At 53.0% G+C, this 16,634-nt stretch carries 15 protein-coding genes; 7 read left to right on the forward strand and 8 right to left on the reverse strand.

Annotated features, from left to right (window positions below; all coding sequences use genetic code 11):
• On the reverse strand, positions 1-1,140 hold the full coding sequence (gene arnB, locus HV346_RS21775; protein WP_181621262.1) for a UDP-4-amino-4-deoxy-L-arabinose aminotransferase: 1,140 nt from the start codon (positions 1,138-1,140) through the stop codon (positions 1-3).
• 438 nt (positions 1,141-1,578) lie between these two features.
• Positions 1,579-2,085 carry a phenolic acid decarboxylase gene (locus HV346_RS21780; protein WP_181621264.1) on the reverse strand — a complete coding sequence of 169 codons (507 nt, stop codon included), beginning with the start codon at positions 2,083-2,085 and terminating at the stop codon, positions 1,579-1,581.
• A gap of 99 nt (positions 2,086-2,184) precedes the next feature.
• On the opposite strand from HV346_RS21780, the gene HV346_RS21785 reads away from it, so the two are divergent.
• From HV346_RS21785 to HV346_RS21795, 3 genes are all read left to right on the forward strand, one after another.
• Positions 2,185-3,066, forward strand: coding sequence for a LysR family transcriptional regulator (locus HV346_RS21785; RefSeq protein WP_181621265.1), 882 nt, complete (start codon positions 2,185-2,187; stop codon positions 3,064-3,066).
• Positions 3,067-3,099: 33 nt separating this feature from the next.
• A complete protein-coding gene (locus tag HV346_RS21790; RefSeq protein WP_181621266.1) occupies positions 3,100-3,894 on the forward strand; it encodes an SDR family NAD(P)-dependent oxidoreductase in 795 nt (264 codons plus the stop codon).
• 107 nt (positions 3,895-4,001) lie between these two features.
• A complete protein-coding gene (locus HV346_RS21795; RefSeq protein ID WP_181621268.1) occupies positions 4,002-4,670 on the forward strand; it encodes an HAD family hydrolase in 669 nt (222 codons plus the stop codon).
• Positions 4,671-4,711: 41 nt separating this feature from the next.
• Here HV346_RS21795 and HV346_RS21800 read toward each other — a convergent pair whose 3' ends face one another.
• Both HV346_RS21800 and HV346_RS21805 read right to left on the reverse strand, forming a co-directional pair.
• Positions 4,712-5,737, reverse strand: a complete 1,026-nt coding sequence (locus HV346_RS21800) for a TerC/Alx family metal homeostasis membrane protein (RefSeq protein WP_181621275.1) — start codon at positions 5,735-5,737, stop codon at positions 4,712-4,714.
• 98 nt (positions 5,738-5,835) lie between these two features.
• A complete protein-coding gene (locus HV346_RS21805; protein ID WP_181621277.1) occupies positions 5,836-7,035 on the reverse strand; it encodes an NAD(P)/FAD-dependent oxidoreductase in 1,200 nt (399 codons plus the stop codon).
• Positions 7,036-7,263: 228 nt separating this feature from the next.
• Between HV346_RS21805 and pitA the strand changes: the two genes are divergently transcribed.
• The gene (pitA, locus tag HV346_RS21810) at positions 7,264-8,766 is read left to right on the forward strand and encodes an inorganic phosphate transporter PitA (RefSeq protein WP_181621279.1); all 1,503 of its coding nucleotides are present in this window, start codon (positions 7,264-7,266) and stop codon (positions 8,764-8,766) included.
• Positions 8,767-8,824: 58 nt separating this feature from the next.
• Here the strand turns inward: pitA and uspB are convergent, their stop codons facing one another.
• Entirely contained in the window at positions 8,825-9,160 is a 336-nt protein-coding gene (gene uspB / locus HV346_RS21815; RefSeq protein ID WP_181621280.1) for a universal stress protein UspB, read from the reverse strand.
• A gap of 284 nt (positions 9,161-9,444) precedes the next feature.
• On the opposite strand from uspB, the gene uspA reads away from it, so the two are divergent.
• The gene (gene uspA / locus HV346_RS21820; protein WP_003861223.1) at positions 9,445-9,882 is read left to right on the forward strand and encodes a universal stress protein UspA; all 438 of its coding nucleotides are present in this window, start codon (positions 9,445-9,447) and stop codon (positions 9,880-9,882) included.
• A 54-nt stretch (positions 9,883-9,936) separates the two neighbouring features.
• Here uspA and rsmJ read toward each other — a convergent pair whose 3' ends face one another.
• The 3 genes from rsmJ to HV346_RS21835 all read right to left on the reverse strand — a co-directional run bounded on the left by rsmJ (position 9,937) and on the right by HV346_RS21835 (position 14,157).
• Positions 9,937-10,689, reverse strand: a complete 753-nt coding sequence (rsmJ, locus tag HV346_RS21825; protein WP_181621282.1) for a 16S rRNA (guanine(1516)-N(2))-methyltransferase RsmJ — start codon at positions 10,687-10,689, stop codon at positions 9,937-9,939.
• Between the two features lie 7 nt (positions 10,690-10,696).
• A complete protein-coding gene (prlC, locus tag HV346_RS21830) occupies positions 10,697-12,739 on the reverse strand; it encodes an oligopeptidase A (protein WP_181621284.1) in 2,043 nt (680 codons plus the stop codon).
• A gap of 146 nt (positions 12,740-12,885) precedes the next feature.
• Positions 12,886-14,157, reverse strand: a complete 1,272-nt coding sequence (locus tag HV346_RS21835; RefSeq protein ID WP_181621285.1) for a phosphatase PAP2 family protein — start codon at positions 14,155-14,157, stop codon at positions 12,886-12,888.
• Positions 14,158-14,350: 193 nt separating this feature from the next.
• On the opposite strand from HV346_RS21835, the gene HV346_RS21840 reads away from it, so the two are divergent.
• Positions 14,351-15,193 (forward strand): 23S rRNA (adenine(2030)-N(6))-methyltransferase RlmJ, encoded by an 843-nt coding sequence (locus HV346_RS21840; protein WP_181621286.1) that lies wholly within the window; start codon positions 14,351-14,353, stop codon positions 15,191-15,193.
• A 71-nt stretch (positions 15,194-15,264) separates the two neighbouring features.
• A complete protein-coding gene (gene gorA / locus HV346_RS21845) occupies positions 15,265-16,617 on the forward strand; it encodes a glutathione-disulfide reductase (RefSeq protein WP_181621287.1) in 1,353 nt (450 codons plus the stop codon).
• Positions 16,618-16,634 lie beyond the last annotated feature (17 nt).

The raw sequence follows: 16,634 nt of genomic DNA on the forward strand, positions 1-16,634 counted from the left end.
TCAATGTCCTGCAAGTTGATGGAGCGCGGTAATGACGCGGGTTGTGTCGTCATGGGTCATGTCCGGGAAAAGGGGGAGAGAACAGATACGCGCGCTATTCCATTCGGAGTTCGGGAGCGATACATCCGGAAAACGCTCGCGGTAGTATTTTTGAGTGTGTGCGGCACGGAAATGCAGACCCGTACCAATACCTTTCTCTTTCAGTGCAGCCATCAGCGCATCACGCGTGAGTCCACACTGTGCTTCATCGACACGAATAATGAAAAGATGCCAGGCATGCACATGCGGCCACGCAGGAATGCGCAACGGCTGGAACGGGGTATCGGAAAGCTCCAGCAGATAGCGGTCGGCAATTTCGCGACGGCGCTTGTTGGCTTCGCTCAGTTTGCCCAGTTGAACCAGTGCCAGCGCGGCGTTGATATCAGCGAGGTTGTACTTAAAGCCTGGCGAAATCACTTCTGCCTGAGGAGCACGTCCATGGGTCTGACGATCGTAGGCATCCACACCCAGTCCGTGGAATTTCAGGCTACGTATCCGTTGTGCCAGTTGCTCATCATCCGTCACCACTAACCCGCCTTCGGCACAGGTCATGTTTTTGATGGCATGGAAAGAAAAAATAGCCGTACCTTGCCAGCCCACGTGATGAGCGTTGTAGTAGGTTCCCGCAGCGTGTGCCGCATCCTCAACAACAGGAATGCCGTGACGCTCGCCAATCGTGCGGATCGTGTCAATATCGCAAGGTGCGCCAGCATAATGCACAGGCACAATCGCTTTAGTGCGTGGCGTAATAGCCGCTTCTACCATTTCTGGCGTGACCATCAACGTATCGCGATCGACATCGATCATCACGGGCGTCGCCCCCAACAAGACGATCATGTTGAGCGTCGATACCCATGTCATAGAGGGCGTAATGACTTCATCGCCAGGACCAATCCCCAGCGCCATCAGCGTGACATGCATACCCGCGGTAGCAGAACTGACGGCAATGGCATGACGGTTCCCCGTCAGTGCACAGAATGCTTCTTCAAGCGCCTGATTCTTTGGCCCTGTCGTGATCCAACCTGACATCAGAACGTCCTGAAGCGCCGTAATTTCCTCAACGCCCATCGACGGTCGCGAAAAAGGCAGAAAATCACTCATTATTAATTTCCTTGCTGTATTAAAGGCGTCATCTTTTTACTGCGCTGTCGTAATGGGCAGCTCAATGGGATCTTGCAAGATGGTTTTTAAATAAAGACCAAATAAAATCTAGTCGTTGCTTCATTTATGTCAACAAACCATCAACTAAAGCAAAGTAGCGTTCTTTTCTTAGGAAAAAATTAAGACATAAATAAAGCGCGATGAAACAGGCAAACCGAGGAGACTAAAAAATCGTTGAACAACATAAAGATAGGTGAAGGTGCTATTTTTTTGAATTTTTTGTGACTATGCTCACGGCATATTAAGGATATATTTCATTTTATTACCGTGAAAATAATAAGAAAAGTAAATGAATAATCAACCGATATAAAAATACAGGGGATTTCAGCTGAAAGCCGTAATCCCCTGGGAACTTTTTAATAATGTGAATTGTCGCGCTTAGCGAAGATTAGCAGGGAAATCATCGGGCAATTCGCTGGCAGCACAGGCAATCACATTATCGTTGTTAGCCCCACAATCACGGACAAACGTAATGGTCGCAAATTCATCAATGACTTCAGTCGGATACGCTGGACCCGCATCACGATAAGCATTCATCAGAGGAATATGCTCGTTCTGGAAACAGACGGTTTTTTCAGGATTATTGATGACCCAGCGTGGGAAGAAAATTGTCCCATGGAACAATTTATCACCCAGGTTCACGATCAGACTGACATCAGTACCCGTCGGCTCAGTCCAGGAAATCTTATAGATACTCTCCCCAACCCGCACAATATAAGCCTGCTGGTCCTTCACCCAACGGTTTGCCACGATGCCGCTGTGGATGCGGTAATCCAGCGTGGTGTCATTTTTTACGTAAATCTCATAGTTCCAGCCATTATCGTAGGTATACACCAGGTGTTTGCCCACAAAGCCGCTTAAATCATGTTTGTCGAAGGTGTTCATAACGGGTCTCCTCTGTTTTGATGAAACGATCGTACCCCTTCAAAAAATGAATGAATAACGCTATGTTTGAATCAAATTCATTCAAATTTTAGATGTGTTATGCATAAGACAACGCTGGAACAATGGTCACTGCTGGAAAAGGTCGTCACCCTTGGCAGCTTCGCAAAAGCTGCCGAAGAGAGTAACCGAAGCCAGTCTTCCGTGAGTTACAACCTGTCGCTGTTGCAGGAGCGTCTGGGCGTGGCGCTGCTGGTCCCGGAGGGACGCCGGGCGGTATTGACCCCTGCCGGGGAATTACTGCTCAACCAGGTCAAACCGCTGCTCAACGCCTTTTCTTATGTCGAAACCCGCGCCGCCACTCTGCGCAGTGGCATGCGCACGCAACTGGATCTGGTTGTCGACAGCATTTTCCCGCGCCGCCGCCTGTTCGCTATTTTGCGTCAGTTTCAGCAACGGTATCCGCAAACGCAGGTGCGGCTGACTGAAGTGCTGGAAAACGCCAGTTCAGAGCCGATTAATAACGAGGCCGATGTAATGGTGCTGACCCGCCGTCAGGACATCACCGGCTTGGGTGAATGGCTTATGAATATCGACTTTGTCGCCGTCGCCCATCGCGATCATCCCCTGTTCACCCTTGATACGCCGCTTAACGACGAACTGCTGCGCCCGTGGCCATTGATTCAAATTGCAGGTAGTGCTCCTGCCGCGCGTCAGGCCGGTGAATCATGGACATTTTCGACGATCGATGCCGCTATCGAAGCGGTGATGTTCCAGGTGGGGTATGGCTGGCTACCCGAAGAACGTATTCAAACGCAACTGGAGCAGGGCATTCTTAAAACATTGCCTTTGAGCCACGGTATCCGACGAGCTACTCCGCTGCACCTGATTGTTAAGCGATCGCTCACCCCACTGGATGAGCAGGTTGAAACACTACTCCGCCTTTTTAGCCAACCTCAGGATCCGTCAACTGCTACGCTTTAAGGTCTGAACTTTGAAAACGACAAGGAGCCGATCATGAAAATCGATTTTACGGGAAAAGTGGCACTGGTCACCGCCTCCACTGGCGGCATTGGCTTTGCTATCGCCAGAGGGTTGGCTGAAAGTGGTGCTGAGGTGATTATCAACGGACGCAGCACAGAATCCGTGAACAAGGGGATACAGCAGTTGCAGCAGGTTGTGCCTGGCGTTCAGGTCCGCGCGGCGGTGGCCGATCTCAGCTCGCCAGAAGGGGTTGATTCCCTCCTGAAGGTGGCGGCGAATGTCGACATTCTGGTCAACAACGCCGGGATCTACGGACCGCAGGATTTCTACGCCACAGACGATGAAACCTGGGAGCGCTACTGGCAAACCAACGTCATGTCAGGTGTGCGCCTCTCCCGCGCCCTGCTACCCGGCATGGTGCAAAAAGGCTGGGGCCGCGTGGTATTTATTTCATCGGAGTCAGCTCGCAATATTCCGGCAGACATGATCCACTATGGTGTGACCAAAACGGCACAGCTCTCTCTGGCACGCGGACTGGCAAAATTCGTGGCCGGAAGCGGCGTAACGGTTAACAGCGTGCTACCCGGCCCGACAATGTCCGATGGATTCGCACAGATGATGAAGGACGAGGTCGAAAAAACCGGTAAATCACTTGAGCAACTGGCGAAGGAGTTTGTCATGGCGAACCGTCCAGGCTCGGTTATCCAGCGCGCCGCCACGGTTGAAGAGGTCGCTAATATGGTGGTGTATGTCTGTTCAACTCAGGCTTCTGCCACCTCCGGTGCGGCCTTGCGTGTCGACGGCGGTGTCGTGGATGACATCATCTGACCGGGCTTGCCCACAAGTTCGATAAAAAAACGCGCGCGATATAAGGACTGTAGAGGTAAAGCAGGTAAACTAATGCGCAGAATGTGTATTTCAGCTAAGACGTATCTATGACCAATATGATTGCCGATGAGGCAGTGGCAAAATCCAGAGTGCTCTCTGTCTTTGACTTTGATGGAACCCTGACGCACCACGACAGCTTTATCCCTTTCCTGCGTTTTGCCTTTGGTAAACGCTACTTCGCGGGTCGTCTGGTCCGTATGGCGTTACCGACCATCCGTTGCGTACGCCGGAAGCTGACGCGTGATGAGCTGAAAGAAGTGCTGATCAAAACCTTCCTCACTGGCGTAGATGAACATTGGCTGCGTCAGCAGGCGGAAGCGTTTTGCGAGAAAAACTGGACAAAACTGATGCGCCCGGCAGGTGTTCTGGCGGTGGCGGCAGAGGTTAACTCCGGCGCGGAAGTGACGATTTGTTCTGCGTCTCCGGCACTGGTGTTACAGCCGTGGGCCGATAAGCTCGGGATTAAGTTGATTGGTACGCAACTGGAAGTGAAAAACGGCAAGCTGACCGGGCATATTACCGGCCATAACTGCCGTTGTGCTCAGAAAGTGGCAAGGCTGGAAAAAGTGTATGGCGATCTGAACGATTACCACCTTCGTGCCTGGGGCGATACCCGTGGCGACCACGAACTGCTGGCGGCGGCGCAAGATCCACACTGGCGACACTTCCATCATCCGCGTAAGCGCCGGAACTCACCGATTAAGCGTGAAGTGTGATCTATGGCCCTCTCCCTATGGGAGAGGGCGAAAGCATGACATCAGGCTTCTCGTTTCCCAGGGAAGAGCACGCTCGTAATAATCCCAAGAGCCAGTACACCCAAAACCACAAACAAACTCGCCGTGGCGGAGATGCTGTAACCGTGATGCCAGAAGTGGTCTGTCGCATTCAGCCCAAGCTTAAACGCCACAAAGAACAGCAGCAGAACCACCGCTTTTTCCAGATGCACCAGATACTGTTTCAGCGCCTCCAGTACAAAGTAGAGCGTACGCAGGCCGAGGATCGCAAACATCATGGCACTATAGATAATCAACGGTTCACGGCTAACGGCAATAATGGCCGGAACAGAGTCAAACGCGAACATCACATCGGAAAGTTCAACCACGGCCACACAGAGTAATAACGGCGTCGCGTAGCGTTTCGCCTTCTTCACTCGCCCCACCATCACATCCTGGTTTTCCGGCTTTTCGAGTTCGGCATCAACCTCTTTCTGGCTAAGAATGAACGCATGGCTGCTAATTTTCGGCCAGACAGGGTAAAAACGTTTCACCAGCCGATAGGCCAGGTGGCCGGAGTAATCTTCGACTTCATCACTCTCTTCGTTGCGTTTCAGCATCATCACCGCCGTCCAGCCAACAACCAGGGCAAAGATCACTTCAACATACGGCCCCAGACTCAATAAGCTGGTCCCAATGGCAACAAAGATACCGCGGAAGACAATCGCCCCCAGCACCCCCCAGTACAGCACGCGGTGGCGGTACTTATCCGGCACGCCGAACCAGGCGAAGATCGCCATCATCACAAACAGGTTATCGACGGAAAGCACCTCTTCCAGCGCATAACCCGTAAGGAACAGGCTCGCCATTTCCGCGCCGTGGTGCACATAGAGGAATCCGGCGAAAGCCATCGCCATCATGACCCAGAAAATGGACCACATCGCCGCACTTTTCAGCGAAATGGGCTTATCGTGACGGTGCATGAAGAGGTCGATAAACATCGCCCCAACGGCCATTACCACAAAGACAACAACGGTTTCCGTCGGGAAACCGAGATGAGCAGCAGACATACACAACCCTTTTTGAAAACAAAGACACTAACCATGCTGACTGGCATAAACCAGTAATGAAAAGAGTGGACCGTTTTGCGTCTTACCACTCAAAAAAATCAAACATTCTTTTCAGCCAGCGCCTGCGCGCATGCCCAGGCACTCGCCCATGCCCACTGGAAGTTATATCCCCCCAGCCAGCCGGTGACATCCATCACCTCACCAATAAAGTAGAGCCCCGGCACGTTACGTGCTTCCATAGTACGTGACGAAAGTTCATGCGTATCCACGCCGCCAAGGGTGACTTCCGCCGTGCGATAGCCTTCTGTCCCATTAGGCTGTACACGCCAGTTGGTCAGGGTATCAACCAGCGCCTGCTGGTCGCGATTATTGAGCTGTTTAAGCGAGACATCAGGGATCTGTCCCAGAAGCTGCAAACACTCCACCAGTCGTTTCGGCAACTGCATTGCCAGGGTGTTTTTCAGACTCTGATTCGGGTGCGCGGTGCGTTGTTCGTCAAGGAAGCTCTCCAGGTCACACTCAGGGACTAAATTCACCGTCACAAACTCGCCCGGCTGCCAGTAACTGGAGATTTGCAGTACCGCAGGCCCGGAGAGACCACGATGCGTAAAAAGAAGATTTTCACGGAATACGGTTCCATCCTCCGCCGTAATAACGGAAGGAACAGAGACGCCAGACAGGGTCTGTAACTGTTCAAGTAGCGGCTTGTGCAGGGTAAAGGGGACAAGACCCGCACGCGTTGGCAATACTTTTAGGCCAAACTGTTCAGCAATCTTGTAGCCAAAAGGCGACGCGCCCAGACCCGGCATCGACAAGCCACCGCTGGCAATGACCAGATTATCCGTACTGAGGGTGTCACCGTTGAGCTGCAACGTGTAGCCTTGACCGTCTTTTGTCACGTCGAGCACTTCCGTGCGCAAACGCATCACCACACCACCTTTCTCACACTCAGCCACCAGCATATCGACAATCTGCTGTGCCGAGTCATCGCAAAAAAGCTGGCCCAGCGTTTTTTCATGCCATGCAATACCGTGTTTGCCCACCAGGTCAATAAAGTCCCATTGGGTGTAACGCGCCAGAGCAGATTTGCAGAAATGGCGGTTCTGGCTCAGGTAGGCGGCGGGTTCCACATACAGGTTTGTGAAGTTGCAGCGCCCTCCGCCAGACATCAGGATCTTGCGGCCTGGTTTTTTACCATTATCCAGCAACAGCACTCGACGACCCGCCTGTCCGGCCATTGCCGCACAGAACATACCCGCCGCACCGGCACCAATTACAACGGCATCAAACCTTTCCACGTCAAAATCCTCTTCGTTAACTGCCGCGGATTGTAAAGTTTCCGCTGTGGTCACACCAGCGTAAATAAATATTACAAAGCCATTTCATTGAAATTTAAAGAATAACCTCTCAGGCACAATTCCCAAATCAGGTGGTATATCAAAAAAAGTCTATATTTCACTTTGCCCGTTGCGCATTTGTCCTGGATAATGCGCCGCGTTCATGTCCTCAAAATGGCGTAACGTCCTATGCTACATTTGTTTGCCGGCCTGGATTTACATACCGGGCTTTTACTATTGCTTGCTCTGGTATTTGTACTGTTTTACGAAGCTATCAATGGCTTCCACGACACTGCAAACGCAGTAGCAACGGTTATCTACACTCGCGCAATGCGATCGCAGGTTGCGGTCGTTATGGCGGCGGTATTTAACTTTTTTGGTGTTCTCCTGGGCGGACTGAGCGTTGCTTATGCCATCGTGCATATGCTGCCAACGGATCTGCTGCTTAATGTTAGTTCTGGCCATGGCCTCGCTATGGTGTTCTCAATGCTGCTTGCTGCAATTATCTGGAACCTCGGTACCTGGTATTTCGGCCTGCCTGCATCCAGTTCTCACACGCTCATCGGTGCAATTATCGGTATTGGGTTAACAAACGCCCTGATGACCGGTACATCTGTCGTTGATGCGCTTAACATCCCGAAAGTGCTGGGGATCTTTGCTTCACTGATCGTCTCCCCTATCGTGGGCCTGGTCGTTGCCGGTGGGTTAATCTTCCTCCTGCGCCGTTACTGGAGCGGAACGAAAAAACGCGCCCGTATTCACCTGACTCCGGCTGAGCGTGAGAAGAAAGACGGTAAGAAAAAACCGCCATTCTGGACACGTATCGCACTGATCCTTTCCGCTATCGGCGTGGCATTCTCTCATGGTGCAAACGACGGTCAGAAAGGCATTGGTCTGGTCATGCTGGTGTTGATCGGTGTTGCGCCCGCTGGCTTCGTGGTTAACATGAATGCCTCCGGTTACGAAATCACCCGTACCCGTGATGCCGTGAACAACGTCGAGGTCTACTTCCAGCAACATCCTGAGCTGCTGAAGAAAGTGACGGGCGTTGACCAGTTGCTGCCGTCTCCGGCCACCACCACGACAACTGCGCCAGGCGAGTTCCACTGCCATCCGGCAAATGCCATTAATGCGCTGGAACGCGCTAAAGGGATGCTGGGCGACATCGAAAGCTACGACAAGCTCACCGTTGAACAGCGCGGTCAGTTGCGTCGTATCATGCTCTGCATCTCTGACGTGACGGACAAAGTCGCGAAGCAGCCTGAAGTGAATGCTGATGACCAGCGTCTGCTGAAGAAACTGAAAAGCGATATGCTCAATACCATTGAGTACGCGCCAATCTGGATCATCATGGCTGTCGCATTGGCTCTGGGTATCGGTACGATGATTGGCTGGCGTCGCGTCGCCACCACCATCGGTGAGAAGATTGGTAAGAAAGGCATGACGTATGCGCAGGGTATGTCCGCGCAGATGACAGCCGCCGTTTCTATCGGTCTGGCAAGCTACACCGGTATGCCAGTATCCACCACTCACGTTCTTTCCTCGTCCGTCGCCGGTACGATGATTGTTGACGGTGGTGGTCTCCAACGCAAAACCGTGACCAACATCCTGATGGCCTGGGTGTTTACGCTCCCGGCATCCATTTTGCTTTCTGGTGGTCTCTACTGGATTTCACTGCATATCATCCGATAGGCAGTGCACGCGAAATGTGAAAAGCGGGTCAGGAAACTGACCCGCTTTTTTTATGTGCTCAGTGCCAAATCATCAATGCAACCATACTCACCACAACCAGGCCACACAGGGCACTGGTCAAAATGAACTGACGACGCAGGCGCTCACAGCGACGAATAAACTCTTCATCATGATGATCACGATAACGCTGGGCGTAGATATACCACACCAGACGCATCTGTTTGCTGGGCTGTCCATGCGAGGTGAAGAAGCCTCCACCATCCACATACTGATAAAGCAACGGATCGCAACCACGAAGTACTACTAACAGCGCACGTAACGATGAGAAGTAGCGCGCCATATTCACTATGCAAACCACACATAACGCCCAAAACAATGCGACGGTGCTAACCATACTTCCTCCCCGGCGTCCGCCCACGAAGCAATGCTTCGGGACTACCGCACCCCAATGCCCTGACAGACAGTTCAGTGAAGAATGACTCAAAAGTCGATCGGCATCTCATTTTAATATCCGAGCGACTCATTAAATAGTGTAGGAGATCCGTTAATTTTTTTGCCACAAGGTTAATCGTTATCAACACCAAAGCTTGAAAAATTTGTTCAACTGGGCCGTAATAAAAGCAGATAGACGACGGCTTAACTGAATGGTCATCGATAACTTAAGGAAGGAGTAACACTATGGCTTACAAACACATTCTCATCGCGGTAGACCTCTCCCCAGAGAGCAAAGTGCTGGTTGATAAAGCGGTATCCATGGCGCGCCCGTACAATGCGAAAGTTTCGCTGATTCACGTTGACGTGAATTACTCCGATCTCTATACCGGCCTGATCGATGTGAATCTTGGCGATATGCAGAAACGTATTTCCGAAGAAACCCACCATGCGCTAAGCGAACTGTCCACCAACGCAGGCTACCCTATCACTGAGACTCTGAGTGGTAGTGGCGATCTGGGTCAGGTACTGGTCGATGCGATTAAGAAATACGATATGGATCTGGTGGTTTGCGGCCATCACCAGGACTTCTGGAGCAAGCTGATGTCCTCAGCGCGTCAGCTTATCAACACCGTACACGTTGATATGCTGATTGTTCCGCTGCGTGACGAAGAAGACGAGTAAATATTTCCCCACCTCCTCTCCCACAGGGAGAGGAGGTGAAAACATCAGACTGCACTATTCCGCTGTGCCCGAATAAATATCAAATCTGTGCCCTTTCGTGACCACTGCGTTGGTCGTCGCGACTTCCGCCAACGGTGGCGCATAATCCGGGCGCTTCACCACAACACGCTTTGTTGCCAGCAAGCGAGCAGGCTCCAGCAGCCCATCAGCGTCTAAATCCGGTCCCACCAGCGACTGAAACACACGCATCTCTTTTTTGACCAGCGCACTTTTCTGCTTATGCGGGAACATCGGGTCAAGATAGACCACCTGCGGGCGCGGCGTAATGTCCGTCAGCGCCGTCAGACTGGAGGCATGAATCAGCTGCAAACGCTCTTGCAACCACGGACCAATTTCCGGGTCCGCGTAACCGCGCGCTAGCCCGTCATCGAGCAAAGCGGCCACAACCGGATTTCGCTCCAGCATCCGCACGCGGCAACCCACGGACGCCAGCACGAACGCATCGCGCCCCAGTCCCGCCGTGGCGTCGACCACATCCGGTAAATAGCTCCCTTTGATCCCCACAGCTTTGGCAACGGCTTCACCGCGGCCACCGCCGAACTTGCGTCGGTGCGCCATCGTCCCGCCAACAAAATCAACAAAAATGCCGCCAAGCTTAGGCTCATCACGCTTACGCAGTTCGAGATGCTCCGGCGTCATCACCAGCGCCATCAGGTTCTCTGGGTCATGTTCCAGCCCCCATCGGGCGGCCAGAACAGATAAGGCGCCGTCTCCGGCGCCTGTTTCATCGACTAAGCAGATCTTCACGTAGCAATCAGCCTTTAATCCCGTAATGCTCCAACATCGCATCCAGCTGTGGCTCGCGGCCCCGGAAACGTTTGAACAGAACCATTGGCTCTTCAGACCCTCCGCGCGTCAGGATGCTGTCCAGGAACGACTGACCGGTTTCACGGTTGAAGATCCCTTCTTCTTCGAAGCGCGAGAAGGCATCTGCCGCCAGCACATCAGCCCACAGGTAGCTGTAGTAACCTGCTGCATAGCCCCCCGCAAAGATATGGCTGAAAGCGTGCGGGAAACGTCCCCAGGCAGGACCAGGAATAAGCGCTACCTGCTTTTTAATCTCGGCCAGCGTTTCGAGGATTTTCGCCCCCTGCTCCGGGCTAAATTCCGCATGCAGGCGGAAGTCGAACAGTCCGAACTCCAGTTGACGCAGAATAAACATCGCCGCCTGGTAGTTTTTCGCCGCCAGCATTTTATCCAGCAGCTCTTTCGGCAGCGGCTCACCCGTTTCGTAATGACCGGAGATAAACGCCAGCGCGTCCGGCTCCCAGCACCAGTTTTCCATAAACTGGCTCGGCAGTTCGACCGCATCCCACGGCACACCGCTGATACCGGCAACGCCAGCGGTTTCAATACGGGTCAGCATGTGGTGCAGACCGTGACCAAATTCGTGGAACAGGGTGATCACTTCGTCGTGAGTGAACAGCGCAGGTTTGCCGTTTACCGGACGGTTGAAGTTACAGGTCAGGTACGCAACCGGTTTTTGCAGTGAACCATCGGCTTTACGCATCTGGCCCACGCAGTCGTCCATCCACGCCCCACCGCGTTTATTTTCGCGCGCATAGAGGTCGAGATAGAAGCTACCGCGCAGTTCATTCTTGTCGTCATACAGCTCGAAGAAACGCACGTCAGGATGCCAGACGTCGATATCTTTACGCTCTTTAGCCGTAATGCCGTAGATACGTTTTACCACTTCAAACAGACCATTAACGGCTTTGTTTTCCGGGAAATATGGACGCAGTTGTTCATCGCTGATGCTGTACAGGTGCTGTTTCTGTTTTTCACTGTAGTACGCGATATCCCACGGCTGAAGCTCATCAACACCGAATTCTGCTTTCGCAAAGGCGCGCAGTTGTGCCAGCTCTTTTTCGCCCTGAGGACGCGCCCGTTTTGCCAGATCGGTTAAGAAATCGAGCACCTGCTGCGGGTTTTCCGCCATTTTGGTGGCAAGAGACTTATAGGCATAACTTTCAAAGCCCAGCAGTTGCGCCAGTTCATGACGTAGCGCGAGGATTTCGGCCATTACCGGGCTGTTGTCCCATTTGCCTGCATTCGGCCCCTGATCCGAGGCACGAGTGCTGTAAGCGCGATAGAGCTCTTCACGCAGAGCCTGATTATCGCAGTAGGTCATCACAGGCAGGTAGCTTGGGATATCCAGAGTTAACAGGAAACCTTCCTGCTCTTTCGCTTCAGCCTGCGCTTTTGCCGCCGCCAGTGCGCTTTCTGGCATCCCCGCCAGCTCAGCTTCATCACTAATCAGTTTTGACCAGCCCATGGTGGCATCAAGCACGTTATTACTGTACTGGTTGCCCAGTTCAGACAGACGCGCCGCAATTTCACCGTAGCGGACCTGTTTCTCTTTTGGCAGGCCAATACCGGACAGCTCAAAATCACGCAGTGCGTTATCAACCGATTTTTTCTGTGCCGTATTCATCGCTGCATAGTGATCGCCATCGCGCAGATCACGGTACGCCTGGTACAGCCCTTCATGTTGGCCGACCCAGGTGCTGTATTCAGACAGCAGCGGCAGCGTTTGTTCGTAGGCTTCTCGCAGTTCCGGGCTGTTTTGCACCGAGTTCAGGTGGCTGACTGGAGAGAAAATTCGCCCCAGCACATCGTCCACTTCAGCAAGCGGCTGACACAGGTTTTCCCAGGTATACGGCGCCCCCTGGGCCACCACACTTTCTACCGCCGCACGGCAGTTATCCAGCGCCTGGGTTACAGCGGGGACAACATGCTCAGGGAGGATTTTAGAAAAAGGCGGCAAGGAAAAAGGCGTCAGTAATGGATTGGTCATAAGCGCTGTCCTGTTGAAAAAGGTGAATGAAGCGCGCATCCGGCGCTGTGCATATTGGTTCTAGAATGGGGTTAAGTGTAGATAATTTCAATGGTGAGCGCGGTGAATTACGCCCGGCAGCATTGCACATACCGGGCGCAAAGGCGTTAACGGGCGTGATGTCCGAGTGCATAGGCTGCAGGCAGGTTAAGACGTTGCCAGAACTGCTGTTCAGCCGTATCGCCCGACAACGGATAACCGGCAGGCAATGCGGTTTTCACCATCAACGCCTGACGCTGGGCAACAGACAGGTTTGGCAGCGCGGCCTTCAGCAGAACATCAGCACCTTCAGGAACCGTAAGATTCTGTTTTTCACCTTTCTGCTGCGGCAAATCGTAGGTCATCGTGAAACGGTAGAAAGCCTGCATGGCCGGGTCACGATAGGGATCGTCTTTTCCATTTGTCTTCGCGCAATCAGCAAGGGACATGCCGCACTCTTTTTCCAGCGCAGTACGTAACTGATCGCGGGCCTCATTAAACAGCGTGCGGTATTTCGCGTCGTTCAGGTAGTGGGCAACATTGCGTTGTGCCACCATCCGCGAGCCCATGACATCCAGCGGATAATGCACGCCGAGCACAATCCGTGAATAACCATAGCGTGCGCCTCGCGTCACCAGCGCATCAAACCGCTCCGGGATCATCTCGGCCATCAGCAGTGCATCGGTATAGCCGGTATTGGTATGTCCGCTCGGGAATGAACCACCGTCAGCGGTGTACGGATGATTATCTTTCACCACCACATCATCCGGCACAAGGTGGATCGTGTTGCCCTGAATCAGGAATGGGCGAGGATTATTGAAATGTTTCTTCGCCTCGCTGGTACTCACTTCCGAGGCTTTAATCAGTGCAGCCGCTTTCCCCAGTTCACCTTTATCGTAAGCCGTCAGGAAGGCTTTACCCAAACGTGGCCCCAACGCATCACTGAGGAAATAGAGATAGTTAATCCCTTCCGCATCTGCCAGGGCCTGATGACGGCTTGTCTGAACAGCGTCACGGTTAATCACCGTTACCGTTTCCAGATTGTCCTGAATCACCGTTTTGGGTAGCGAACTAAAGGCTGAAAGTAGCGCGATGCCAGCCTGCTGGTTCTCTTTCGTCTGGAAATCATAGCCACTGGCCTTCAGCCAGGCTTTATCGGCCTGCGTTTTGGTCTGTTTAGCATGTTCAAGCGCCTCACGCGTCAGCGTTGACGCGTTGCCCTTCAGTGCGTCACGAAGTTGCGCCAGCGCCTGGCTCTCTAGCGTATCAAACGCCATGCTTTCCGCCGCTGGCGTTACGCTGTTAGCGATCGCCGCCGCCTGATTAACCGGAACCTCTTTCGCCAGAACCGGCAACGCCAGCATCAGTGCAGATGTCAGGAGTGTTATTTTCAGCTTCATTATTTTTCCTTTTATTCAAACAATTACCTTGCCTGACTGCGACGCTAGCCCCGCTGGTTGACACTTTTATGACACGGTTATGTTTTGCAACGCTTTTGCGGCAATTGAAACAGCACGGCGCTTTAGCGGTAATCTGGGCGGATCTACGGTAAACTACCGCTTAACTTGTTTACTTCCCGGAATCTCTGCATCCATGCTCAGTTATCGCCACAGCTTTCACGCAGGCAACCACGCCGACGTCCTCAAACACACCGTTCAGAGCCTGATTATTGAAGCGCTCAAAGAGAAAGATAAACCGTTTCTCTACCTGGACACGCACGCCGGCGCGGGCCGTTATCAACTGAGCGGCGAGCACGCTGAACGCACGGGAGAGTACCTCGAAGGCATCGCACGTATCTGGCAGCAGGATGACTTACCTGCCGAGCTGGAGCCGTACATCAATGTGGTCAATCACTTCAACCGCAGCGGTCAGCTACGCTACTACCCAGGTTCTCCACTGATTGCGCGCCAGCTTTTGCGCGAGCAGGACAGCCTTCAGCTCACCGAGCTGCACCCGAGCGATTTCCCGCTGCTGCGTTCTGAATTCCAGAAAGATAGCCGCGCCCGAGTGGAAAAAGCAGACGGCTATCAGCAGCTGAAATCCAAACTGCCACCGGTTTCCCGCCGTGGTTTGGTTTTGATCGACCCGCCATACGAAATCAAAACCGACTACCAGGCGGTAGTGACCGGCATCCATGAAGGCTACAAACGCTTTGCTACGGGGACATATGCTTTGTGGTATCCGGTGGTCCTGCGTGCGCAAATCAAACGCATGATCAAAGACCTGGAAGCCACTGGCATTCGTAAGATCCTGCAAATTGAACTGGCCGTGCGCCCGGACAGCGACCAGCGTGGCATGACCGCCTCCGGTATGATTGTGATCAACCCACCGTGGAAGCTCGAAGCGCAAATGAACAACGTGCTGCCATGGCTGCACAAAACGCTGGTTCCGAACGGAATTGGCCATGCGACAGTAAGCTGGATCGTGCCAGAGTAATCACAGTCATCGGTGGAACCTATTGATTTCAGGTATACAATCGCGGCAATTAACGATTAAGGATAAAGGCTATGACTAAGCATTATGACTACATCGCTATCGGTGGCGGCAGCGGCGGTATCGCCTCGATCAACCGTGCAGCCATGTACGGCCAGAAATGTGCACTGATTGAAGCCAAAGAACTTGGTGGCACATGTGTGAACGTGGGCTGTGTGCCGAAAAAAGTGATGTGGCATGCCGCGCAAATCCGTGAGGCTATCCATCTGTATGGCCCGGACTACGGCTTTGACACCACGATCAATCATTTCGACTGGGACAAGTTGATCGCCAGCCGTACCGCCTACATCGACCGCATTCATACCTCGTACGACAACGTGCTGGGTAAAAATAATGTGGATGTGATCCGTGGCTTTGCCCGCTTTGTCGATGCCAGAACGATCGAAGTTAATGGTGAGACGATCACCGCCGATCATATCCTGATCGCGACCGGTGGCCGTCCAGTCCACCCGGCCATTCCAGGCGCAGAATACGGTATCGACTCGGACGGTTTCTTCGAACTGCCCGCATTGCCAAAACGTGTTGCGATTGTTGGCGCAGGCTACATCGCCGTTGAGCTGGCTGGCGTGATTAATGGCCTGGGCGCTGAAGCGCATCTGTTTGTCCGCAAACATGCCCCGCTGCGCAGCTTTGACCCGCTGATTGTCGATACGCTGGTTGAGGTGATGAACGCTGAAGGCCCAACCCTGCATACCCACGCCGTACCAAAAGCCATTGTGAAAAATGCCGATGACAGCCTGACGCTTGAGCAGGAAGATGGCCGTAGCCAGACCGTAGATTGCCTGATCTGGGCGATTGGTCGTGAACCGGCAAATGATAACTTCAACCTGGCCGTGACAGGCGTGAAGACCAATGACAAAGGCTATATCGTTGTCGATAAATTCCAGAACACCAGCGTGCCAGGTATTTATGCGGTTGGCGATAACACCGGAGCCGTTGAACTGACACCCGTAGCGGTTGCTGCGGGCCGTCGCCTGTCAGAACGTCTGTTCAACAATAAGCCGGATGAGCATCTGGATTACAGCAACATCCCGACCGTCGTGTTCAGCCATCCACCGATTGGCACTGTGGGTTTAACCGAGCCTCAGGCACGCGAACAGTATGGCGACGACCAGGTCAAAGTGTACAAATCGGCCTTTACCGCAATGTACACCGCGGTCACTTCTCATCGTCAGCCGTGCCGTATGAAGCTGGTTTGCGTTGGCCCGGATGAGAAGATTGTCGGTATTCACGGTATTGGTTTTGGTATGGATGAGATCCTGCAAGGCTTTGCTGTGGCACTGAAGATGGGCGCAACCAAGAAAGACTTTGATAATACCGTGGCGATCCACCCAACTGCGGCAGAAGAGTTTGTGACCATGCGTTAATTACGCATGAGAACTGG

Source organism: Enterobacter sp. RHBSTW-00994, from assembly GCF_013782625.1.
GTDB lineage: Bacteria > Pseudomonadota > Gammaproteobacteria > Enterobacterales > Enterobacteriaceae > Enterobacter.

Bases quoted from the DNA above. Each gene is read 5' to 3' on its own strand.
- arnB (WP_181621262.1), bottom strand. From the start codon at position 1,140: ATGAGTGATTTTCTGCCTTTTTCGCGACCGTCGATGGGCGTTGAGGAA.
- HV346_RS21780 (WP_181621264.1), bottom strand. From the start codon at position 2,085: ATGAACACCTTCGACAAACATGATTTAAGCGGCTTTGTGGGCAAACAC.
- HV346_RS21785 (WP_181621265.1), top strand. From the start codon at position 2,185: ATGCATAAGACAACGCTGGAACAATGGTCACTGCTGGAAAAGGTCGTC.
- HV346_RS21790 (WP_181621266.1), top strand. From the start codon at position 3,100: ATGAAAATCGATTTTACGGGAAAAGTGGCACTGGTCACCGCCTCCACT.
- HV346_RS21795 (WP_181621268.1), top strand. From the start codon at position 4,002: ATGACCAATATGATTGCCGATGAGGCAGTGGCAAAATCCAGAGTGCTC.
- HV346_RS21800 (WP_181621275.1), bottom strand. From the start codon at position 5,737: ATGTCTGCTGCTCATCTCGGTTTCCCGACGGAAACCGTTGTTGTCTTT.
- pitA (WP_181621279.1), top strand. From the start codon at position 7,264: ATGCTACATTTGTTTGCCGGCCTGGATTTACATACCGGGCTTTTACTA.
- uspB (WP_181621280.1), bottom strand. From the start codon at position 9,160: ATGGTTAGCACCGTCGCATTGTTTTGGGCGTTATGTGTGGTTTGCATA.
- uspA (WP_003861223.1), top strand. From the start codon at position 9,445: ATGGCTTACAAACACATTCTCATCGCGGTAGACCTCTCCCCAGAGAGC.
- prlC (WP_181621284.1), bottom strand. From the start codon at position 12,739: ATGACCAATCCATTACTGACGCCTTTTTCCTTGCCGCCTTTTTCTAAA.
- HV346_RS21835 (WP_181621285.1), bottom strand. From the start codon at position 14,157: ATGAAGCTGAAAATAACACTCCTGACATCTGCACTGATGCTGGCGTTG.
- HV346_RS21840 (WP_181621286.1), top strand. From the start codon at position 14,351: ATGCTCAGTTATCGCCACAGCTTTCACGCAGGCAACCACGCCGACGTC.
- gorA (WP_181621287.1), top strand. From the start codon at position 15,265: ATGACTAAGCATTATGACTACATCGCTATCGGTGGCGGCAGCGGCGGT.